This window comes from Cystobacter fuscus, assembly GCF_002305875.1.
GTDB classification, from domain to species: domain Bacteria; phylum Myxococcota; class Myxococcia; order Myxococcales; family Myxococcaceae; genus Cystobacter; species Cystobacter fuscus_A.
The window spans coordinates 6,024,876-6,045,926 of record NZ_CP022098.1; the positions used below are offsets into that span (position 1 = coordinate 6,024,876).

Consider the following 21,051-nt stretch of genomic DNA (forward strand, 5'->3'; position numbering starts at 1 on the left):
ATAACCCAGCCGGTCGGGGCTGCCACTTCGAGCGTGGCCGCGCACGTTGTTCTACACGCTGCTACGGGGATGCTCGCGCGTCCGCTTCCACTTCTTCGTGCTGCGCCGGGCGACCAGCGCGTGCCGGGGCAGCGAGACCCTCAGCTCCTCCAGCCACCGCTGCTCCATGTCTCCCTCTCCGGGGAGCGCGTCGACCTGCACGACCCTCCAGGAGTTGGGGGGAATCCACCGCTCTTGCTGGAGCGCCTCACGCACGGTGTCCACTGCCTCGGGCAGGGTCTCGAAGATCTGGTGCTCCCAGAAGCGGCACACGCGCCATCCCTCGGCTTCGAGCTGGAGCGTCTGGCGGCGGTCCCGTTCCACGTTCTCGAGCAGCTTCGAGGACCAGAACTCGTTGCGGGTCCGGGGGCGGACGTAGTGCTCGGGGCAGCCGTGCCAGAAGCACCCGTCGATGAAGACGGCCACCCGCGCCTTCGGGAAGACCACGTCGGGCCTTCCATGAGGCGTTCGGGCCTGCAGCCTGAAACGCAACCCGGCCCTCCAGAGCGCGGAGCGGAGGATGCGCTCGGGAGAGGTGTCCTTCCCTCGGATTCGCGACATCTGCTCGGAGCGGCTGAGTGCCATGCCCTTCTTCCCGTGAAGTGCCAGGTGCCCTCACGGCACGGCGACGGGAGGAGCCTACCTCGCGGCCAGCTACTTCAAAGGTAAATGCGAACGAACCAACCTCGGAGCCAGGGATGGGTGTGTCGGGGAGGGGTGGGGAACGCGCTCGCATGACGGCCCACCGAGCAAGGATGCCCGAGCGCCATACCACTCCGGAGGTATTCATGGCTGACCCCGTCCTGGTAGATTCCGGGCTCACCCTCCGCGCCTTCCAGCGTGAGGGGTCTCCCCGGTAAGGTACGGCGGGCGGCATCCGAGCGGACCTGCTCGTTCCGGGTCGGGAGACGATGAGCGTTCCCCGATGCGCGCCAGGGAGACGAGGACGTTTGCGCAAGGCGGGCCAGGTGTCTTTGGGGGATGAGTACGAGATCGCGGCGCCGAGAGCCTCTTCGATGCTGGAGGCACTCCGGGCCGTGGGCTACAGCGTGCAGACGGCCCTGGCCGATCTCATCGACAACAGCATCACGGCGGGAGCACGAAACGTCTGGCTCACCTTCCACTGGAACGGGGCGGACTCGTACATCACGTTGAGGGATGACGGCCGGGGCATGTCCGAGGCGGAGCTCGCGGACGCCATGCGCCCCGGCAACCGCAGCCCCCTGGACGAGCGAGCGCCACATGATCTCGGCCGTTTCGGCCTCGGCCTCAAGACCGCCTCCTTCTCGCAGGCCCGCCGCCTCACGGTGGCCAGCATCAAGGCGGGAGAGACGCGCGCGGTCCGCCGCTGGGATCTCGACTATGTGGGGCAGACCGGGGAGTGGCGCCTGCTGAAAACGGAGGAGCGCAGCTCCACGCCACGCCTGGCCGTACTGGACGGACCGAAGCAGGGGACGCTCGTCCTCTGGGAGCAGATGGACCGCATCATCGGCCGGGTGCGCAAGAAGGGCGATGCACAGGCCCAGAGCCGGTTCCTCGCCCTCGCGCGAGCCGTGGGACGGCACCTGGGCATGGTCTTCCATCGCTACCTCGAGGGAGATGATGACAAGCCGGCCCTGCGCATCTACCTCAACGGAAGCAAGGCCGATTCGCTGGTGCGGCCGTGGGATCCCTTCTGTGGCTCGCACGTGGCCACGTACGAGTTTCCGAAGGAGACGCTCGAGCTTCATGGCGCACGCGTTCAGGTGACCGGCTACGTCCTGCCGCACAAGGATCGCATGACGGAGGACGAGCACGAGGCCGCCGCCGGGCCGGGCGGATGGAACGGCCAGCAGGGGTTCTACATCTACCGTGAGCGCCGGCTGCTCGTGGCTGGAGGCTGGCTCAACCTCGGGTATTCCAACGAGGAGCACTACAAGCTGGCCCGGTTGAAGGTGGACATCCCCAACTCCACGGATGCTGACTGGGACATCGACGTGAAGAAGTCCCGCGCCCGGCCTCCCCCCGAGCTGGAGGAGCGGCTGCGGGAACTCGCGGAGACGGTCCGCAAGATGGCTCGTGAGGTGTTCGTCCACAGGGGCGCGAGGGGAAAGGCACCGGGCACGCGTGAAATCGACGATGCCTGGGAACCGGTCACCATCCGGGGGCGGCTCGGCTATCGCATCCGCAGGGACCATCCCCTCGTGAGCTTCGTCATGGAGCGGCAGGGGAGCGACCCGAAGCCCTTCCAGGCGCTGCTCCGCCTCCTTGAGGAGACGGTGCCCGTCCAGCGCATCTGGCTCGATGCGGCCGAGAAGCCCGAGGCCCATGCGGCTGCCTTCGAGAACGAGCCGCCAGCGAAGGTCGCCGAGGTGCTCGAGGAGCTCTTCAAGTCCCTGCTCGCCGATGGTGAGACCGTGGAATCCGCCCGGGAGCGGCTCCTCACGATGCGCCCGTTCGAGCAGTACCCGAAAACCATCCAGGCCCTGGGAACGAAGCGACGCTGAGCCGCCCATCCGCGAAGATCGACGAGAGGAGCGAAGAGATGAATGCCGAGTACGACAGCGCATGGACCATCGCGCAGGTCCTCATCAAGGGGCAGGTGTTGCAGGGAATCGCGCTCACCCGGGAGGTGATCGCGGGGAAGGTCGACACGGCCCTCCTGATGGATCCGACGCTCAAGAACCAGGTCGACCGCGAGCGACTCATCGCGGATCTCGAGTCTTCGTTCTCGGTGTGGATGGGCAGCTCGGCGACCCTCGAGAACAACGAGGACCATGTCGCCTGGCTGAACGGCCGCAAGTCGGGCATCGAGTGGAAGTTCTGGAAGCGGTATCAGCGTCTGCTCCAGCAGAAACGCTGGTCTTCCACGAGCATCGATACACTCAACGAGCTCACCGACGAAACACTGGGCCGGCTCGAGGACCCGAACCGCAAGGGCATCTGGAGCCGCCGGGGACTGGTCGTGGGACACGTACAGTCGGGCAAGACCGCCAACTACACGGGCCTCATCTGCAAGGCCGCCGATGCGGGGTACAAGATTATCATCGTGCTCGCGGGCATCCACAAGAGCCTGCGCAGCCAGACGCAGATCCGCCTCGACGAAGGATTCCTCGGGTACGAGAGCAAGGACGAGGCGGTCGAGGGCTCCAAGCGGAAGCACATCGGGGTCGGGCAGATCGACCCGAGCATCAGCGCGAATACCATCACGACGCGAGCCGATGACGGCGACTTCAAGGTGAGTGTCCGGCGCAATTTCCACATCAGCCCCGAGGCCCTGCGCCTGCCGCTGCTCTTCGTGGTCAAGAAGAACGCGCGCGTCCTGGAGAACCTCAACTCGTGGGTCGAGCGCTTCGCGCAGAAGAAGATCAAGGTGGATGGAGTGGAGCGGAGCGTGGTGGCGGACGTCCCGCTTCTCGTCATCGACGACGAGGCTGACCACGCCTCCATCGATACCCGATCCCAGGAGTTCGATGAGGAGGGCAGGCCGGACCCGGATCACGACCCCACCTCCATCAACCGGCAGATCCGGAAGCTGCTGCACCTCTTCGAGAAGAATTCCTACGTCGGTTACACGGCCACGCCCTTCGCGAACATCTTCATCCACGACGCGGGCAGGACGGACGAGCACGGGGAGGATCTGTTCCCCAAGAGCTTCATCACCAACCTGCCTGCCTCGTCTGACTACGTGGGCCCCGTGCGTGTCTTCGGACTCGAGCCGGATTCCTCGTTGGGCTTGGAGGAGCGCAAGCCGCTCGGGCTCATCCGCCATATCGAGGACCATGCGGATTCACTCGAGCCCGACGAACGGGGTGGGTGGATGCCTCCAATCCACAAGAAGGACCACAAGCCCCGCTACAAGGAGAAGCGCGCGCTTCCTCCATCACTCCAGCAAGCCGTGCACGCTTTCATCCTGGCCTGCGCCGCGCGTCGGGCCCGTGGACAGACCAAAGAGCACAACTCGATGCTCATCCACGTGACGCGCTTCACCAACGTGCAGAACGAGGTCCACGAGCAGGTCAAGAGCACGCTCAAGAAGCTGCGGGACCAGCTGGAGCTGGGAGAGGCCGCCGGCATCACGGGCGCACACGAGGAGCTCCGCCGCCTCTGGGAGAAGGACTTCGTTTCCACCTCCGGGACCATCAAGGACCCGGCGCTGCCAGAGCTGTCCTGGGACGATGTCTCCGGGCACCTCAAGGCTGCGGTCGGCGCCATCAAGGTCAAGCAGATCAACGGCACCGCTGGCGACGTGCTCGACTACGAGGATCACAAAGCCACGGGGTTGAGTGTCATTGCCGTGGGCGGTGACAAGCTCGCGCGAGGTCTGACACTCGAGGGGTTGTCCGTGAGCTACTTCCTCCGGGCCTCGCGGATGTACGACACCCTCATGCAGATGGGACGTTGGTTCGGCTACAGGCCTGGTTACCTGGACCTCTGCCGGCTGTACATGACCGAGGAACTCGACGACTGGTTCCAGTACGTGACGAAGGCCAGCGAGGAGCTGCGGCAGGAGTTCGACAGGATGGCCGCCGTGGGCGGCACACCCGCGGATTACGGCTTGCGGGTCCGCTCGCATCCGACGCTGCTGGTGACCTCTCCCGTCAAGATGAGGAACGGGGTGGAGCTCCAGCTCTCCTTCGCCGGGGACATCATCGAGACGACGCTCTTCGACCCACGCAGGCGAACGCTGGAGCACAACCGTACCACCACGATCCGGTTCCTCGAGAAGCTGGGGCCCAGGCCCCAGGGGTGGACGCAGTCCCGACCGGATCGGCCGGAGCAGTGGAAGCATTCGTATGTCTGGCAGGACGTGCCGGGGACGGAGGTCTCGATGTTTCTCGCCGCGCTCCAGGTTCCCGAGGGTCCGCACAAAGCGAGGGGAGAGCTACTCTCCGAGTTCATCAACAAGCAGCTCCAGCAGAAGGAGCTGACGCACTGGACGGTCGCCCTCATCGGTCGAAAGGACGGGGAGGATGGGATGCCGGACACGTTGGCCGGACTGCCCATCACGCTCACGTTCCGTGACGTCAAGAACAAGGAGCGGAGGGAGTTGTACGGCATCCGCCGATTGGTCAATCCCAGGGACGAGACCATCGACCTCGATGCGAACACGTACGCCCGGGCGCTCGAACTCACGAAGGAGGGCTTCCAGCGTGATCCGGGGCGAACACGCCGAAAGCAGGAGCCCGAGGAGCCCAGCGGTCCCTTCATCCGGCACGTCCGACCGAAGAAGCGGGGCGTCCTCCTTCTCTACCCTCTCGATCCCCGCCCGCACTACGCGAATCGTCTGCTCGAAGCGGAGGTGACACCCATTGGATGGGCGGTCAGCTTCCCGAACTCGGAGACAGCGGCGAAGGTGACCTATCGGGTCAACAGTGTCTACCAGACCCAGGAATACGGGGGTGAGCTGTGAGCGGGAACCCGAGTCCGGAGCTGCTCGAGTTCGCTCGCCGGTTCCACGCGGAAATCGTCTCGCTCGCCAGGGGAGAGCAGGCGAGTGGCGCTGGCGGTGCCCAGTTCGCGGAGTTCAAGGAGAATGCCTTCACCGATCGGGTGATGGAGATCATCTCGGAGGCGGGTGCCATCGAGGATGGGCACACCTGCTACTTCCGGAAGGAGGTTGGCAATCGCCAGCTCAAGGTCAACGGCTACAGCGTGAGCGAGGACGAGGAGCAGCTCGACATCGTCACGAGCATCTACAGGGATGATGTTGAACCCGTGGTGCTGCGCATGACGGAGGTGCAACAGGTCATCCAGCGTGCCCTGAACTTCGTGCAGCTGGCCTCGACGAGCCTGTCGGACAAGATGGAACAGGCCCATCCCGCGCATGACATGGCGGATCGCGTCCGGGGGCTGTTCACCAGCGGGAGCCTGGAGCGGGTGAATGTCATCGTGCTCACCGACTGCATCGTGCGTGAGCACAAGCAGCAGAAGCCGCTCAAGCTCGGAAAGCACGCACACATCGAGGTGCGTGCGGACATCTGGGACATCGAGCGCCTGCACCGGAGCTTGAGCTCGGGGCGCGCCCGCGAGGCCATCGAAATCGATTTCGTGGAGGAGTTCGGACGCTCCATTCCCTGTTTGCCGGTGCCGATCTCCGAGGGCGAATACGGGGCCTATCTGGCGGTGGTGCCCGGGGATGTGCTCCACAGGCTCTACGACGACTACGGTGAGCGGCTCCTCGAGCTCAACGTGCGTTCGTTCCTCCAGGCTCGCGGGAAGATCAACCGGGGAATCCGAGACACGTTGCTCAAGGAGCCGCAGCTCTTCTTCGCCTACAACAACGGCCTGACTGTCGTGGCGGAGGAGGTGGAGACGGAGCTCCTTCCAGATGGGACCACGGGCCTGTCCCGGGTGAAGGGGCTGCAGATCGTCAACGGGGGTCAGACGACCGCGTCCATCCACCGCGCGGGCAAGAAGGACCAGGCGGACATGTCGCGGGTCTATGTGCAGATGAAGCTCTCGCAGGTCCGCGCGGAGCTTCTCGAGACGCTCGTCCCGCGCATCTCCCTGTACGCGAACAGTCAGAACAAGGTGAACGAGGCGGACTTCTCCGCGAACGATCCGTACCATCAGAAGATGGAGAGCCTCTCGCGCACCATCTGGGCTCCGGGAGAACAGAGTCGCTGGTTCTACGAGCGGGCACGGGGTCAGTACCTGGTGGCCCGCGCGAAGGCCGCCAGCCCCGCGCAGCAGCGCCAGTTCGACAGCATCCACCCCATGTCACAGATGTTCACCAAGACGGACCTCGCTGTCTACGAGCACAGCTGGGGCCAGCTGCCGCATCTGGTCAGCAAGGGCGCGCAGAAGAACTTCGTGCAGTTCACGCTCCGGTTCAAGGAGCAGCAGCCCGACTTCCTCCCCGACGAAGGCCACTTCCACGAGCTCGTGGCGAAGGCGCTCATCTTCCGCAAGACCCAGGCGCTCGCGAAGGAGGCCAGGGTCGGAGCTTACAGGGCGAACATCGTCACCTATTCCGTTGCGTACCTCGCCGCCCGTGTTGGTGACCGGTTGGACCTCGCTGCCATCTGGCGAGCGCAGAAGCTGCCCACTCGGGTCGAGGACGCCCTGGCCGGGCTCCTCGGCCCCATCGAGGCGGCCATCAAGAGCACCGCCGACGGACGCAACGTCACCGAGTGGTGCAAGAAGGAGGAGTGCTGGAAGGCCATTAAGGCCATGGACATTCCGCTTCCCGCCGAGCTGGAGGTACCTGCCACTCCGGCGACGCGTGCCAGCAAGAAGGTGGCTCTGCCCGAGATACGGGAGAACCTTCGCAAGGCCGCAGTGCCGGAGCTCGCCAGCGCTCTGAACAAGGCGTTGAGTGGTGTAGCCCAGGCAGAGGACGGTGGTGACTCGGATTCGATCGCGGACGCGCTCGTCGGCGTGCTGTCACCGGCGGGGCTCGAGGTCATCAACAAGGTGCCGATGGGTGGAGCACTCTGGGTGGTGGGCGGAATGGATCTCACTCCGTTCATGAAGGAGGTCCGTCGACATGGCATGCGCGCCGAGTTCCGGGAGGCCGGCGGAAAGGCCACCGGGCAGCGGCCCGCATGGTTCATCGAGTGTTGAGTGATTGGCGTAGACAATTTTGACACCTTTCGCTGCCCCCTGGGGACTTCTACCCGGGCGTGAGCCGCTGGGACTCGGCGAGGTGCCATTCACGATCCGCCTCGTCCAGTCCGGCGAGCAGCCGGTGCGCGGTCGCCGCCTCCCACGGCATGCCCAGCTCCCTGGCCGAGCGCGCGGCTTCCTCGAACCTCCGCCGCGCGGCCCGGCGCCGCCCCTCCGCCAACAGCAGCCGGCCCCGGACCAGGCACGCCGCCGGCCGCGCGGCCGTGCACGCCCGGACTCCCCGCTCCAGCGCCTCGCAGAAGCGCCGGGCGAGTCGCTCCAGCGCCGGGGCCTCCCGTTCGTTTCGCTCCCGCGCCGCGAGCCACAAATCGAGGAACGTCTCCGCCATGGCGCTGTGCCCATCCAACACCGGGATGGTGAGCGGGATGCGGAACATCCGCTCCGCCCAGGTCTCGGCGAGGGCACGTGCCCGCTCGGGGTGGCCCTGTCGCAGCCACGCCAACGCCAGTGAGCCCGGAAGGGACGTCACGGCGCGCGCATCCAGCTCCCGCTCCACCGTCTCCCATTGCTTCGCGGCCTCGGCGACTCGCCCCTCGCGCCACAGCACGCGCCCCTGATCCTCCCCCGCCCACGCCGCCAGTTGCGCGTCCTCGCGCCGGCGGGCCGAGGCCACCAGCGCCGCCGCCAGCGCCGCCGCCTCGCTCAGCCGTCCCTGGACGATGTGCAGGTTGAGCAGGACCAGGCCCGCCTCATCGGCCTGGCGCAGGTTGCCCAGGCGGGTGAAGCCCGCGATGCTCTCCTTCACCGTCTCCTCCGCCTCGGCGAAGCGGCCCGCCTCCATCAGGTAGAGCGACAGCGACAGCCTGGAGAGCCCCTGTCCGTGGGGATCCTTCGCCTCGCTCGCGAGCTCCAGGCTGGCCCGGCTGTAGGCCCTGGCCGCGCCGTGTGCCGGCACCGCGCCCATCAACACCGTCAACGACGCGTAGGCCCTCGCCCGGAGGCTCGCCACGCCGGAGCGATCGGCGAAGTTGGCCAGTTGGAACACGAAGTAGCCCAGCCGCGGCATGTCCAGCTCGTAGTACGTCAGCAGCCCCAGGTCCGAGCACGCCTCCGCCGCCTCCACCCACTTCTCCCGGTCCGCGTCATCTCGCGGCGAGCGCACGAGGCCCGCCCTCCCCAGGAGTTGCCGCGCCGCCCCGAGCAGTGTCCCCATGGCCAGCACCCCGCGCTCCTCGGGCACCGGGTGGCCCAACAGTTCCAGCGCGCGGCACAGGTGCCGCCCCGCCTCGGGCCGGCCCAACCACCGCAACGCGCGTCCCAGCCTTCGCTCCCAACGCGCGCGCCGCGAGGGCGCCTCCCGCTCCGGCCCTTCCGCCTCCAGCTCCAGCGCCTTCGAGAAGAAGCCCACCGCCTCGCTCGGCGCGTACGTCGCCAGCGCGTGCTCTCCCGCCTTCTCCAACGCCTCCAGCGCCTTGGAGCGCACGTTCGCGCGCAGCCAGTGGTGGGCCAGCCGCGGGTAGAGCAGCGGCAGCTCCTCCGTGTGCATGCGCTCGTACCAGCGCGCCACCGCCTCGTGGATCCGCCGCCGCTGCGAGAAGAGCATCAGGTTGTAGGCGACCTCCTGGGTGATGGCGTGCTTGAAGAGGTAGAGCGACTCGGAGGTGTTGCCCACCGGCAGTGCCAGATCCTGCGCCCGCAGGCGCGACAGGTGCGCCGTCAGCCGCTCGCGCTCATCGGGCAGGGGGTGCACGTCCCCGAGCAGCCGGCTGCCGAAGGTGCGGCCGATGACGCTCGCCGCCTTCAGGGTGAGCTGCTGCACCGTCGTCAGCCGATCGATGCGGCTGGTGATGAGGCCCTCCAGCGTCGAGGGCAGACCCAGCGTGTCCAGCTCCTGCGCCGCCGGGGCCAGCCGGCACTCGCCGTGCTCCATGAGCAGCAGCCCGTTGTCGCGCAGGGTGTAGGCCAGCTCCTCGCTGTAGAAGGGGTGGCCCTCGGCCTTCGCCAGGATGAAGGCCGCTACCTCCTCCTGGAGCCGCGTCACGCCGAGTCGCGCGCACACCAGCGCGAGGATGTCCTCGTCCGCCATCGCCGACAGCACCACGCGGCGGGTGGAGGGCAGCCGAAGGAGGAACTCCAGGGCGGGCGGCGGGTTGTCCGCGAGCGGCCGCGTGGACAACACCAACAACCAGCCGGGCAGATCGCGCGCCACCCGCCGGAGCAGCTCCCACGAGGACGAGTCCAACCACTGGCCGTCCTCGAGCAGCAGCACCGCGGGACCCGTCTCGCGCAGCAGCCGCACCATCAACGACAACTTGGCGTCCGCGCGCGTCTGATCGCGCAGGTGGGTGGTGCGCTCCGTGTCCGGCAGATCCAACCGCAAGACGGGGTTGAGCAGCGGCGCCAACGCCTCCGCCTCGGGATCCCCGGCCAGCCGGGCCCACAGCGCCGCGCGCCGGTCCTCGGCGGACGTGGCGGGAGGGAGGCCGAGCCACGCGGTGAAGACGGCGCGCCAGGCGTAGTAGACGGTGGCGTTCTCCGCCTCGTCCGCCACGCCGGACAGCACCCGCAGCCCACGTGCCCGGGCACCGCGCGCCACGTGCGTGAGCAGGCTGGACTTCCCCACGCCCGCCTCTCCCTCCAGGACGTGCACGCCCCCCTGGCCCCGGGCGAAGCCCTCCAGCGCCTCGTCGAGGAGCGCGCGTTCCGCGGCGCGGCCCACCAGGGCGTGGGGATCCGCGCGGGGAGCGCGCGGTTGCGCGAGGCCGCCGGGACGGAAGAGGGGCACCGGCTCCGCCACGCCCTTGACTCGCACCGGGGGCAGACGTTCGACGAGGAGGCGCTCGCCCACCGCCTGGGCCGTGGCCTCGTCGAACAGGATGCCATCCCGGGCTTCCTGCATCAGCCGCGCGGCGAGGTTCACCGTCCGGCCCATCAACGCGTATTCGTATCGGGTGGCGCCACCCCGCAGCCCGCAGCACACCCGCCCGGTGGCGATGCCGATGGCCGCCGTTGCTCCCTGCCTCCGCAGCGCCGTGTGCGCCTGGAGCGCCGCCTTCACCGCCCGTGCCGCGTCATCCTCGTGCGCGCACGTGGGCAGTCCGAACGCCGCCACCAGCACCAGGCCCTTGTCGTCCACCAGGAGCTGGTTGACGCTGCCGCCCAGGCCGTAGACGGCCTCCTGCATCGCGCGCACGGCATCCGACAGCCATGGCAGCAGCGCGTTCGAGGCCTCTTCCGCGAGCCCGTCCAGCCGCAGGAAGAGCACCGTCGCCCGGCGCAGCTCGGCGAGCCACCCGGCGCCCACCTCCAGCGTCGCGCGCAGCACCCGCGAGACGAAGGGCCATAGCGCCGCGTCCGCGCCCTCGGGCAGCTCCGGCGGGCACAGCGCTCGAGGCGCGGGGGCCCGCACCGACTTCACGCGCGCTCCGCCCAGGGACGTCGCCTCGCCCACCAGGTCCGCCCCCGCGCACCGCCAGGCCGCCGCGGAGACCACCACCTCGCCCGGCACGGCGGCGCTCCCGGCCTCCCGGAGCTGCACGAAGGGCTCGCCTCGCACCAGCACCTGCCATCGTCCAGAGACGCCTCCCACCACCACCGCCTGGACCAGGCCCGCCCCCACCGCCACCCGCAGGGCGAGCGACAACTCCCGCATGAGGGGCTCGCGCATCGCCCGCTGCAACGCGAGCCCGCACTCCGCGGCTCGGAGCACGGCCTCCGCGAGCGCTCCCTCTCCCTCCCGTCCGGGCCATGACGCGAGCAGCGCATCCCCGGGAAAGTGGAGGATCTCCCCGCCGTGCGCGGTGACGACCTCCACCAGCGGGCCGAAGAGCTGCTCGAGCAGCCGTGACAACTCCTCCGCGCCCGCCGAGCCTCGCTGGGCCAGGCGCTCGGTGAGCGGGGTGAAGCCGGACACGTCCGCGAACAGAACGGCGGCGGGGAAACACCTGGACTCGGCTTGCTCCGGCGCCGCGGGATGGCGCGCCGCGCGGTGCACCACCAACATCGGCACGCACGGTACGAGCAACTTGGTGGTCTCCATATGAACCCATGGAGTACCCCAGGTTGACTCCTGGTGCGCCAGTGGAGCGTGCTTCGCGGGGCCCTCCTGCCTGGTCGTGCTCCGTCCTGTAGGGCGAAAGCCGACACACCCGTTCGTTCTGGCCGTGCATAGTGAAGGACTCCAACTGTCGTGGATGAGGAGGAGGCAACGCCATGTCCGGCGAGACGAACCTGGGCGTATTGCTGAAGTCGATGAAGCCGGTACTGCGGGAGGGTGAGTTCGTCTTCGTCACCACCCGGCGCTCCCTGCTCGAGGTCGCGCCCCTCGAGCCCCTCGGGCTCTTCCACGAGGAGGAGGGGCTCACCCTCATCCTCCCGCGAGAGAAGGCCGAGGCAGCCGGGCTCCCGTACACCGCCGTCTTCCGGATGCTGACCCTTTCCGTCCACTCCAGTCTCGAGGCCGTGGGCTTCCTCGCCGCCATCACGAATCGGATGGCGGCCCGGGGCATCAGCGTGAACCCCGTCTCGGCCTACTTCCACGATCACCTCTTCGTCCCCGCCACTCGGGCTGAGGAGTCCCTGGCGCTGCTCGTCGAGCTCGCTCGCGGCGACGCGTCCCCGGGCTGACGCCGCCTCGCCCGGGTGGGCTTGCTCCGTTTTGGTGGCACTCCCGTACTTTACCCACTCCAAATTGAAAGGACGTGGCCATGCGTTTGAGCGTTTGTAGCGCCCTCCTGCTCCTTGTCTCCGCCTGCGCGAGCGCGCCCGCCCCGCCGTCGATGCCACGGCCCCACGCCTTCATCCCGACTCCCCCCATGGGCCCAAGCATCCGGTTCGTGTCCGCGCCGGTGGAACCGGTGCAGCCATCGTCGCGGATTGGAAAGGCGGACCTGGAGCAGGCCCGGGCGCTGTGGTCTCGGGCGCGCAGTGACTTGGAGCCGCGTCAATGGGAGAGGTTGGGTGGCAAGCTGACCGCAGCGGAACGGGCCTTTGAGCGCTTCTCCCGTGCCGCGAGGGCGAGCGGGCAAGCCGCCGAGGTGTCGAGGGGGGCGGAGGGATTCGTGCAGGCTGGACGCGCCAGGACGTTCGCTGAGGCGCTTCCCCGGGTGGGCCCGTTGCTCGCGGTCCTCGCCTTGCTCTACCCCATCAGCACCGCCTCAGCGGAGATCGACCGCCGCCCGGAGTGGGTTGACGCTCAATGGGAGTACGAGGCGCGGCTGCGAGACGTCTCCGAGGCTTCGCGGCAGCTCATGGTGGAACTCGAGGCCCAGCCTCGCCCGGCGAAAGCAGCGGCCCGGGCGCCCTCGCCGCAGAAGCAGCCCGCGTCCGCCCCCACGAGGGAAGACGACCCGAGATGCAAGCCCATCCCATTGCCGCGCCACCTTGGCGGGCATGGCCTGCACAACGAATGCGCCGACAAGATGCCGGACAACAGCTTCCCCGGCGGGGATGTGTTCGTGAACGGGAAGAACTTCGACGCGCTGCAACTGGCCACGCGCACACTTTGGGAAGTCAAGACCAACGACATCGAGACGTACAACTCCTTCGTGCGGCGAGCCGAATTGGAGAAACAAGTGGAGGAGGCGAAGAGTGAGCGTGCGCTCGCAGCGGCCTGCGGCTATCGATTCACAATCGGCGTTCGTTCCGATGCTCACAAGAAACTGTTGGAGGCACTGTTGCCCGGTTTTAATATCGTCCTCATGACATGGTGCTGAAATGTCATTCATACAAAACACCCTGAGCATTCATGTTTACGCGCCCGCGCTGATGGACGATGACAACCGTGCCGTGGCCGTGGTCCATGGGATGGAACGTGCGCTGCCTGGGTTGCGCTTGGAGTGGACTGTTTCTGAAGATCATCAACTACGCCTTCTGCCGCAGCGGGATGTATGGCTCACCCAAGCCAGGAGAAGAGGGGGTTTTCCACTTGTCTGCAATAATGATGGGAGCCATCCCGTGACGATCTTCGGTGTGGCGGAACCGGCAAGATTTGGACCCGGCGGCCAGGCGCTGCTCGAAGTCCACGCGGAACTGCCCTTGGAAAATTCTGTCCTCGCGACCGTGGAGGACATACTGGAGGGCATTGCAGAAGGTGCTCGCGCTTTCTGGGGGCACGCGACGCCGTTCGAAGCGACCGTGGAAATCTCGCGGCAAACAAGGGACCCAGTGCACAAGCCGGGGGTTGCACCGCGAGGGCTACCAGAGCTCAAGCTCCCAGAGAAAATCCGCTTGCCTGAGATTCCGCACCGCCTGGGGTGGCTCAACTACTGGTCGGCTGCTGCCGCACGAGTCGTCGGGTTCCCGGACGCGGCCCGCGACGCGGACCTGCTCTCGCGCTCACGGCGTACCGCGACGGGTGGGTGGGTTGTGAAGCTCACGGAGGCGTCGCTTGATCTGGACACCCCCGCGCATCTGGAAGCGCTGAAGCGGGCCTACGAGCGCTTCCCGGAGGTCGGCGGGCGCTCCAGCCTTTGACGTTCAGCGTCGCTCGCGGAGCGTTGCTGGCTGTACTGTTGCCGCTCGGTCATGACATCGACCCACGGGTGCCCGCGGGGAGGACATAGCGCAGCTCCACCAGCCCCTGTCCGAAGCGCGTCACCCCCGCGAGCTCGAGCGGCGTGTGCAGGGCCGCCGCCAGGAGGGGCGCCCCCGCGCGGAGGAAGACGGGGACGACGCACAGGTGCAGCTCGTCGATGAGGCCGTGCGCCGCGAACCGCGCGGCCAGGTCCCCTCCCCCCATCATCCAGATGTTCTTGCCCCCGGCGGCCTCGACCATCCGGGCATGCACCGCCCGGACGTCCTCCGAGGTGAAGCGTACGTCCGCGCCTGGGAAGGCGGGCAGTTGCCGGTGGGTGAACACCCATGTCGGGAGCCCCGGATAGGGCCACTCCTTGCCCTCGCCGAGGAGGAACTCGTACGTCCGAGCCCCCATGGCGAGGGCGCCGATGCCCGCGAGGAAGACGTTGTAGTGCTCCATCACTCCTTCGGCATCATTGAACTGGAAGAGCCACTCGAGCCGCCCCTCCGCATCCGCGATGTAGCCGTCGAGACTCGCCGCCACGTAGTACTGGGTTCTGGTCATGGGCGGGAGCCTGCACGCCCCTCCCTGACACCTCTTGTCAGGGATTCTCGGGCAGACTGCCGGCCATGAAATCGAGCCGCCTGCTGGCGTTGCTCCTGCAACTCCAGCGTCGTGGGAAGGCCACCGCGCCGCAGCTGGCCGCCGAGCTGGAGGTGTCCGTCCGGACGCTCTACCGGGACGTCGCCGCGCTGATGGCCGCGGGCGTGCCGCTGTGGACGGAGCCTGGACCGCAGGGCGGCATCCGCCTGGTGGAGGGGTGGCGGACGCGGCTGGATGGACTGACAGCGCCCGAGGCGACGGCCCTCCTGCTCTCCGGCGCGCCCCGGGCCGTGTCGGACCTGGGGCTCGCCGCGGTGGCGGCCAGCGCACGCGCGAAGGTGGACGCCACGCTCCCCGAGGCCCTGCGCGCGAGGGCAGGGGCCCTGCGCGAGCGCTTCCACCTGGATGCACCCGGGTGGTTCTCGCGGCCCGAGCCGCTCGGGGCGCTGCCCGCCGTGGCCGAGGCCGTCTGGGAGTGCCGACGGCTGGACCTGCGCTACGGGAAGGAGGGTGTCAGACGACGCGTGGACCCGCTCGGGCTCGTCCTCAAGGGGGGCACCTGGTACCTCGTCGCACGCCACCGCGGCGAGGTGCGCACCTACCGGGTGAGCCGCGTGGCGCGCGCCACGCTCACCGGAGCGCGCTTCACACGCCCCGAGGGCTTCGAGCTGGCCGCCTGGTGGGAGCAGACCTCGGCGGAGTTCGACCGCTCGCTGCTGCGCCATCCCTGCACGGTGCGCCTGTCACGGCGGGCCTGCCGCCTGCTGCCGCACCTTCTCCCCCATGAGGCCGTGCGGGAGATGCTCGCGGCGGCGGGGCCGGAGGACGCGGAGGGCTGGCGGACGGCGGAGCTCCGGCTGGAGAGCGAAGACGTGGCGGTGGACCAGCTCGCCGGGCTTGGTGATGGCGTGGAGGTCCTCGCACCCCTCTCGCTCCGCTCTCGCCTCCACGCGGTCGCCCTTCGCATGGCGGCCCACAATGCCGGAGTGCCGCGCGCGCGCGAACGGTGAAGGGCCCACGGCTTGGAGCCTGGGCCGAGGCTATTCCCCCTGGGCCTGGGATCCGGACAGCAGCGCGCGCTCGTCACGGAAGAGCTCGAACAGATGGTCTCCCACCGCCTTCACCCGGGGCACCCGGGCCGAGTCGCGGCGCATCAATATCCAGACCTCGCGCTCGGGCGGAAGCGGGCCGAACGGGATCCGCACGAGGCCTGGGTAGCTCGCGGCCAGGAAACAGGGCAGCAGCACGATGCCATACCCGGCCCGCGCGGCCGCCGCCTGGGCTTGGAGGCTGTTGCTTCGGAAGATGATCCGATGGCTGGGGAAGCGGGACGCCATCCAGGCCGCCTCGGCTGTCTGATTGTCCGCTCCATACCCGACGAGGGGTGGCTGCTCGCGGGAAAGAAGCGCATCGCGCTTTCGAGCGGGCGCGAAGAAGGCATAACCCACCGTGGCGGCCCTCCGGGCCAGCAGATCGCTGTCGGCGGGCCGACCGAGACGGATCGCGATGTCCGCCTCCGAGCGGGATAGGCTGAGCACCCGTGTCTCGGCGATGAGCTCGACGTCGAGCCCGGGGTGGCGGTCATGGAGCGGTCCCAGCCGGTCCACCAGGAAGCCATGGGCCAGGGATCTGGACGTGGTGAGCCGCACCGGTCCCTTCGGACCGTCATCGCCAGCGAGACGACGCTGCACCACCAGCGCGGCCTCTTCCATCGCGGTCGCTTGCGCCAACACGGTCGAGCCATCGTCGGTGAGCCTGAAACCGTCTGGCGTCCGAACGAGCAGTGGCCTGCCGAGCCGGCGCTCCAGTCCCTCGACACGCCGCGCGATCGTCGAGCGGGCGGCGCCCAGGGCCCGGCTCGCGGCGGCCAGACTGCCGTGCCGGGCCAGGACCGCGAAGTGACGGAGATCGTCCCAATCCAACTGGGGTGTGCGTTTTTCGGCAGGCATGGGGCAAAGGTCGACAGTTTACCGGGACTGCTCTCGTCTCGGATGCTCCCTCCCGCGTCCGAGGTCGGCCACCGCACCGGCGGCACTGCCCACGCACGCCTACCGACAGACGGGAGTTCGAGCCATGACGAGCATACGGGTCGCTTCGGTGCAGTTCCAGCATCTGCCGGGCGACAAGGCCTACAACCTCGAGCGCATCCGGTACTTCGCCGGCCTGGCCTCCTCCAACGGGGTCAAGCTGATCGCCTTCCCGGAGATGTGCGTGACGGGCTACTGGCATGTCCGCCATCTCGACCGGACGGGCATCTCGGCGCTGGCCGAGCCTGTTCCTTCAGGCCCCTCGGTCGACGTCCTCCGCGCGCTGGCTCGCGAGCAGGACCTGGTGTTGGGCGCCGGCCTCATCGAAGAGGGCGCCGACGGCCGCTTCTACAATGCCTATGCGGTCTGTCTGCCGGATGGGACGGTTCATACCCATCGCAAGCTCCACGCCTTCGAGAGCGAGCACATGGCGAGTGGCGATCGCTATACCGTCTTCGACACGCCGCTGGGAATCCGGGTCGGGGTGCTGATCTGCTGGGACAACAACCTCGTCGAGAACGCCCGCGCGACAGCGCTCCTCGGTGCGGATGTGCTCATGGCACCGCATCAGACCGGCGGGACGAACTCGCGCAGCCCGCACGCCATGGGGCGGATCGAGCCCGAGCTCTGGCGGCGAAGAGCGGAAGACCCCCACGCCATCGAGGCGGAGTTCCGCGGGCCGAAGGGCCGGGAGTGGCTGATGCGCTGGCTGCCAGCGCGTGCCCACGACAACGGCATGTTCCTCCTGTTCAGCAATGGTGTCGGCCAGGACGACGATGAGGTTCGCACCGGCAACGCGATGATCCTCGACCCCTACGGCCGCATCCTGGCGGAGACCTGGCGGGCGGGTGACGACATGGTGGTAGCGGACCTCGACCTCGGCCTGCTCCCGCTGAGCACCGGACGCCGCTGGATCCGCGGTCGCCGTCCCGAACTGTACGGCCTGCTGGCCGAGCACAGGGGTGACGAGCTGGAGCCCCGGCAGGCCCGATTCTCTTCCGAACCAACGGCGGCACACCGTCTTCCGCTCCAGAGCGGCGGGTGACGACGCTCTTCGCCGTGCAGCACGCCATCGACCCGTACTCCCGCCCAAGCGCGAGGACGTGATTCCCGCCGGCTGCCTCATCCTGCTCGAGGGCCTTCGGGCACTCGGGCTCGACCGCTGCCTCGTGAGCGACCGGGGCCTGTGTTGGGGCCTGCTCGCGCACCGTTTCGGGGCCACCTGAACCCGTCCCACCCGGAGGGAGGCCGGGCGGGGATGCCTCCCTGCCTCCCGGTGGAACCGCCAGCCGGAGCGTGAGGAGGCGAGGGCGCCCTGGCCCCTTGTCGGGTGCCGGGAGGCTTCGGACCTTCCTCTCATCACCCGGCTTCGTGTCATGGAGCGCGAGGCCCATCCGAGAAGGAGACGGCCATGGCGGACAACAAGGGCCCGGCGGACAAGCGGACGGACAACCCCCAGGCGGATGGCGCCGTGGGGGAAGTGGAGCGCGAGGCCCGGCACCAGGACGGAGTGCTGCGCCGGGACGTGTCGGATCGGGACGTGGGAGAGGAGCGCCTCAAGGACAAGGGCCTGGGAGGCCGCGGTGCCGACGACTTGAGCATCGGCGAGCGGCGTGAAGCGCCTCCCGTGAGTGACTGGGGCTGAACCCTCTTCCACCCGCGACGAGGCGCATGGCCACGAGCCCCCTGGCCGAGCCGCTGGGAGGCACCTAGGCTTGGGGCGAGCGAGTGGAGCACATCCCCTGGAGGGACATGAAGGACGCGGGCCGCGATGACGCACCGGTGGAGCTGGACGGAAGCGAAGGGGAGGGCGGTGGGCAGATCCTCCGCTCGGCGCTCTCGCTGTCGCTCATTACCGGACGCTCCTTCCATCTGTCCCGGGCGCGGGCGAACCGCCAGCCCTCGGGGCTGAGGCCCCAGCACCTCGCCTGCGTGCGGGGGGCGGAGGCGATCAGTGGAGGCCGGAGCGAGGGGGCGGAGGTCGGAGCCTCGGAGCTGCGTTTCGAGCCGGGGCCGGTGCGTCCCGGGGACTATGTGTTGGAGGTGGGGACGGCGGGCAGCACGCCGCTGCTCTTCCAGTGTCTCTTCTACCCGCTGGCGGTGGCGGGAGGCGGCTCGCTCACCCTGCGCGGGGGGACGCACCTGCCGCACAGTCCGAGCTACCACTACCTGGCGGGCGTGTGGCAGCCGATGGCTCGGGCGTTCGGGCTGCACATGACGTTGCGCCTGGTGCACGCGGGCTTCTACCCGGAAGGGGCGGGGGAGTTCGTCGCGCAGGTGGAGCCGGTGCGCGAGCCCCCGCGGCGGGTGGTGCTCACGGCGCGTGGGACGCTCCAGGACATCGCGGTGGGCTCGTTCGTGGGCGGGCTGCCCTTTGGCATCGCCGAGCGGCAGTCCAACGCGGCGGTGGCGGCACTGCGCGAGCGGGGCTTCTACAGCCACGCGGCGAACCGTCCCCTGCCCACGACGCGCTCGGTGGGCACGGTCACCTTCCTGCTGGCGCAGTTCGAGCACACGATCGCGGGGTTCACCGCCCTGGGACGGCGGGGCCATCCGGCGGAGGCGGTGGGCCGCGAGGCGGCGGAGTCCCTGGCGCGCTTCATGGAGAGCGCGGGGGCGTTGGACGAGCACCTCGGCGATCAGATCCTCCTGCCGGCGGCGCTGCTGGCGGCGGGGAAGCTGGGTCCGGCCGCGCCGGGGACGACGCGCTACCTCCCCGAGCGGGTGACGGAGCACCTCACCACCCATGCGCGGCTCATCGAGCGCTTCCTGCCGGTGCGGGTGAGCGTGGAGGCGGACGGGACGGTGGAGGTCGCGCCCCGCCCCCCGGGATGAGCTTCACCGGCCCATGGCCGAGGACAGCTCGGCCGCCCACTGCCACGGGGCGCCGGTGTTGCCCGGCAGCGAGTTGAAGTACTCCCAGCTCGCCGCGCCGCCGAACGCCTGGTGGGTGCCGACGAGGCCGCTCACCGTGCTCTTGGCGGTGGGGATGTCGATGTAGCCGGAGCCGCCATTGCCCGGGTTGCTCAGCATGCCGGCCACCACCTTCTGCGCGGGGATGAGCCCGCGGTTGATGATGGACTGGTAGTTGGCCGGGGTGCCCATGTAGCCCCAGCCATTGTAGAACTGGGCGTTGAACCAGGAGATCTGCGAGCCCACGTCCCGGTAGAGCTGCTCGTAGTTGAAGCCAGACAGGTTGCCGCCGCCGTACAGGGCGGTGGCCACCGGGGCGAGCGTGATGACGAAGTTGGGGCCGAAGTCCGTGCGCAGGGCGCGGATGACACGCTCGATGCCCGCGAGCGACATGTACTCCTCGACGTCCAGGTCCACGCCGTCCAGCTTGTACGTGGTGATGATGTTCTTGAGGATCGGGTAGTAGGTGTTGAAGTCGGTGTCCAGGCGCTGGAAGCTGCCCTGCGCGGCGCCGCCCACCATCCCGAGCACGCGCACGCCCTTGGCCTGCATCGTGGCCAGGTCGCGCCACATCTGCTGGAACCGGGCGTCGCTCGGCGGATGGTCGTTGAGGTGCACCTGCGTGGGGGAGTTGAGGTGGATGGCGGCCACGATGACGTCGGTGACGCGCGTGTTGTTGTTGGTCAGGCCCAGCGGAGAGACATACGTGCCGCCGTTGTATTGGGTCTGGTAGTAGACCACCGTGCGCCGGTACGTCCGGGGGTGGGCGGGGGGCGTCCACTTCTGGGCGGCGGTGCCGTTGCAATCATAGAGCTGCAGCCGGGTGCCGCTCGCGCTGTTGCCGCCGGTGACGTCCAGGCACTTGTTGGCCTGGGGGTTGACGAGATCCTGGTTGGGCGTGTGGATCCACTGCTGGGCAGCGGTGCCGTTGCAATCCCACAGTTGGATGGGCGTGCCGTTGGTCGTGCCGGACTGGGTGACGTCGATGCACTTGCCCAGGGCGCGCAGGGTGCCATCCGCGTTGAAGTTGATCTGCTGGGCGGCGGTGCCGTTGCAGTCGTAGAGCTGGATGGGCGTGCCGTTGGCCGTGTTGGAGGACGCCACGTCGATGCACTTGCCGGCGAGTCCCGTGACCTGTCCGGTGGGATTGGGCGCGGCCGAGGCGGACGGAGCGGCGGCGAGGACCGCGACCGCGGTGGTGGCGACACTGGCGGCGGCGAGTCGGCGCCCGAGGGGACGCGTACGCTGAGTGCTCATGGTTGGGTTCTCCGGGTGGATTCCCGGCCATGCACACGTCATGTGGCGGCCGGAGACGTGCCTCGATACCCTGCCTAGGCAGGTAAAACAAGTAGAATCCGTTTTCCTGGTAAGTGACAGTCCTGATGGAAGGACGTTGACGCG

General features: G+C 68.6%; 15 protein-coding genes and 1 pseudogene. 11 read left to right on the forward strand and 5 right to left on the reverse strand.

The annotated features are described in order from the left end of the window. Positions 1-51 precede the first annotated feature (51 nt). Entirely contained in the window at positions 52-624 is a 573-nt protein-coding gene (locus tag CYFUS_RS24495) for a very short patch repair endonuclease (protein ID WP_095987430.1), read from the reverse strand. Positions 625-1,055: 431 nt separating this feature from the next. Here CYFUS_RS24495 and CYFUS_RS24500 point away from each other — a divergent pair, with 431 nt between their 5' ends. From CYFUS_RS24500 to CYFUS_RS24510, 3 genes are read left to right on the forward strand one after another with little or no spacing between them, the layout of a single operon-like run. Next, the gene (locus CYFUS_RS24500) at positions 1,056-2,525 is read left to right on the forward strand and encodes an ATP-binding protein (RefSeq protein WP_232537748.1); all 1,470 of its coding nucleotides are present in this window, start codon (positions 1,056-1,058) and stop codon (positions 2,523-2,525) included. A 38-nt stretch (positions 2,526-2,563) separates the two neighbouring features. Further along, positions 2,564-5,431, forward strand: a complete 2,868-nt coding sequence (locus CYFUS_RS24505; RefSeq protein ID WP_095987432.1) for a Z1 domain-containing protein — start codon at positions 2,564-2,566, stop codon at positions 5,429-5,431. Next, positions 5,428-7,587, forward strand: coding sequence for an AIPR family protein (locus CYFUS_RS24510; RefSeq protein WP_095987433.1), 2,160 nt, complete (start codon positions 5,428-5,430; stop codon positions 7,585-7,587). Before CYFUS_RS24505 ends, CYFUS_RS24510 begins: the two co-directional genes overlap by 4 nt. A gap of 49 nt (positions 7,588-7,636) precedes the next feature. Here CYFUS_RS24510 and CYFUS_RS24515 read toward each other — a convergent pair whose 3' ends face one another. After that, positions 7,637-11,614: an AAA family ATPase gene (locus tag CYFUS_RS24515; protein WP_198316747.1), complete on the reverse strand. Its 3,978-nt coding sequence runs from the start codon at positions 11,612-11,614 to the stop codon at positions 7,637-7,639. A gap of 188 nt (positions 11,615-11,802) precedes the next feature. On the opposite strand from CYFUS_RS24515, the gene CYFUS_RS24520 reads away from it, so the two are divergent. The 3 genes from CYFUS_RS24520 (at position 11,803) to CYFUS_RS24530 (ending at position 14,064) form a co-directional block, all read left to right on the forward strand. Then, on the forward strand, positions 11,803-12,216 hold the full coding sequence (locus tag CYFUS_RS24520) for an ACT domain-containing protein (RefSeq protein ID WP_095987435.1): 414 nt from the start codon (positions 11,803-11,805) through the stop codon (positions 12,214-12,216). 188 nt (positions 12,217-12,404) lie between these two features. Beyond that, positions 12,405-13,304, forward strand: a complete 900-nt coding sequence (locus CYFUS_RS24525) for a DUF6310 domain-containing protein (RefSeq protein ID WP_157758627.1) — start codon at positions 12,405-12,407, stop codon at positions 13,302-13,304. A 52-nt stretch (positions 13,305-13,356) separates the two neighbouring features. Continuing rightward, positions 13,357-14,064, forward strand: a complete 708-nt coding sequence (locus tag CYFUS_RS24530) for a DUF5953 family protein (RefSeq protein WP_332468435.1) — start codon at positions 13,357-13,359, stop codon at positions 14,062-14,064. Between the two features lie 49 nt (positions 14,065-14,113). Here CYFUS_RS24530 and CYFUS_RS24535 read toward each other — a convergent pair whose 3' ends face one another. Continuing rightward, positions 14,114-14,671, reverse strand: a complete 558-nt coding sequence (locus CYFUS_RS24535; protein ID WP_095987438.1) for a dihydrofolate reductase family protein — start codon at positions 14,669-14,671, stop codon at positions 14,114-14,116. 65 nt (positions 14,672-14,736) lie between these two features. On the opposite strand from CYFUS_RS24535, the gene CYFUS_RS24540 reads away from it, so the two are divergent. Continuing rightward, positions 14,737-15,720, forward strand: coding sequence for a helix-turn-helix transcriptional regulator (locus tag CYFUS_RS24540; RefSeq protein WP_095987439.1), 984 nt, complete (start codon positions 14,737-14,739; stop codon positions 15,718-15,720). Positions 15,721-15,750: 30 nt separating this feature from the next. Here CYFUS_RS24540 and CYFUS_RS24545 read toward each other — a convergent pair whose 3' ends face one another. Then, a complete protein-coding gene (locus tag CYFUS_RS24545; protein ID WP_095987440.1) occupies positions 15,751-16,659 on the reverse strand; it encodes a LysR family transcriptional regulator in 909 nt (302 codons plus the stop codon). Between the two features lie 124 nt (positions 16,660-16,783). Between CYFUS_RS24545 and CYFUS_RS24550 the strand changes: the two genes are divergently transcribed. The 4 genes and pseudogenes from CYFUS_RS24550 to rtcA all read left to right on the forward strand — a co-directional run bounded on the left by CYFUS_RS24550 (position 16,784) and on the right by rtcA (position 19,572). Further along, positions 16,784-17,782 (forward strand): nitrilase family protein, encoded by a 999-nt coding sequence (locus CYFUS_RS24550; protein WP_095987441.1) that lies wholly within the window; start codon positions 16,784-16,786, stop codon positions 17,780-17,782. A 31-nt stretch (positions 17,783-17,813) separates the two neighbouring features. Beyond that, positions 17,814-17,963: pseudogene (locus tag CYFUS_RS52895) on the forward strand (Ppx/GppA family phosphatase); the annotation flags it as partial. A 185-nt stretch (positions 17,964-18,148) separates the two neighbouring features. Further along, positions 18,149-18,382, forward strand: coding sequence for a hypothetical protein (locus CYFUS_RS24560; RefSeq protein WP_095987442.1), 234 nt, complete (start codon positions 18,149-18,151; stop codon positions 18,380-18,382). A 107-nt stretch (positions 18,383-18,489) separates the two neighbouring features. Further along, positions 18,490-19,572: an RNA 3'-terminal phosphate cyclase gene (rtcA, locus tag CYFUS_RS24565; RefSeq protein WP_095987443.1), complete on the forward strand. Its 1,083-nt coding sequence runs from the start codon at positions 18,490-18,492 to the stop codon at positions 19,570-19,572. A gap of 3 nt (positions 19,573-19,575) precedes the next feature. Here the strand turns inward: rtcA and CYFUS_RS24570 are convergent, their stop codons facing one another. Further along, on the reverse strand, positions 19,576-20,907 hold the full coding sequence (locus CYFUS_RS24570; protein ID WP_095987444.1) for a ricin-type beta-trefoil lectin domain protein: 1,332 nt from the start codon (positions 20,905-20,907) through the stop codon (positions 19,576-19,578). Positions 20,908-21,051: the final 144 nt, after the last annotated feature.

Coding starts and splice junctions, on each gene's coding strand:
- CYFUS_RS24525 (WP_157758627.1), top strand. CDS start 12,405: ATGGGCCCAAGCATCCGGTTCGTGTCCGCGCCGGTGGAACCGGTGCAG.
- CYFUS_RS24550 (WP_095987441.1), top strand. CDS start 16,784: ATGACGAGCATACGGGTCGCTTCGGTGCAGTTCCAGCATCTGCCGGGC.
- CYFUS_RS24500 (WP_232537748.1), top strand. CDS start 1,056: ATGCTGGAGGCACTCCGGGCCGTGGGCTACAGCGTGCAGACGGCCCTG.
- CYFUS_RS24540 (WP_095987439.1), top strand. CDS start 14,737: ATGAAATCGAGCCGCCTGCTGGCGTTGCTCCTGCAACTCCAGCGTCGT.
- CYFUS_RS24520 (WP_095987435.1), top strand. CDS start 11,803: ATGTCCGGCGAGACGAACCTGGGCGTATTGCTGAAGTCGATGAAGCCG.
- CYFUS_RS24505 (WP_095987432.1), top strand. CDS start 2,564: ATGAATGCCGAGTACGACAGCGCATGGACCATCGCGCAGGTCCTCATC.
- CYFUS_RS24570 (WP_095987444.1), bottom strand. CDS start 20,907: ATGAGCACTCAGCGTACGCGTCCCCTCGGGCGCCGACTCGCCGCCGCC.
- rtcA (WP_095987443.1), top strand. CDS start 18,490: ATGAAGGACGCGGGCCGCGATGACGCACCGGTGGAGCTGGACGGAAGC.
- CYFUS_RS24495 (WP_095987430.1), bottom strand. CDS start 624: ATGGCACTCAGCCGCTCCGAGCAGATGTCGCGAATCCGAGGGAAGGAC.
- CYFUS_RS24545 (WP_095987440.1), bottom strand. CDS start 16,659: ATGCCTGCCGAAAAACGCACACCCCAGTTGGATTGGGACGATCTCCGT.
- CYFUS_RS24560 (WP_095987442.1), top strand. CDS start 18,149: ATGGCGGACAACAAGGGCCCGGCGGACAAGCGGACGGACAACCCCCAG.
- CYFUS_RS24535 (WP_095987438.1), bottom strand. CDS start 14,671: ATGACCAGAACCCAGTACTACGTGGCGGCGAGTCTCGACGGCTACATC.
- CYFUS_RS24530 (WP_332468435.1), top strand. CDS start 13,357: ATGGACGATGACAACCGTGCCGTGGCCGTGGTCCATGGGATGGAACGT.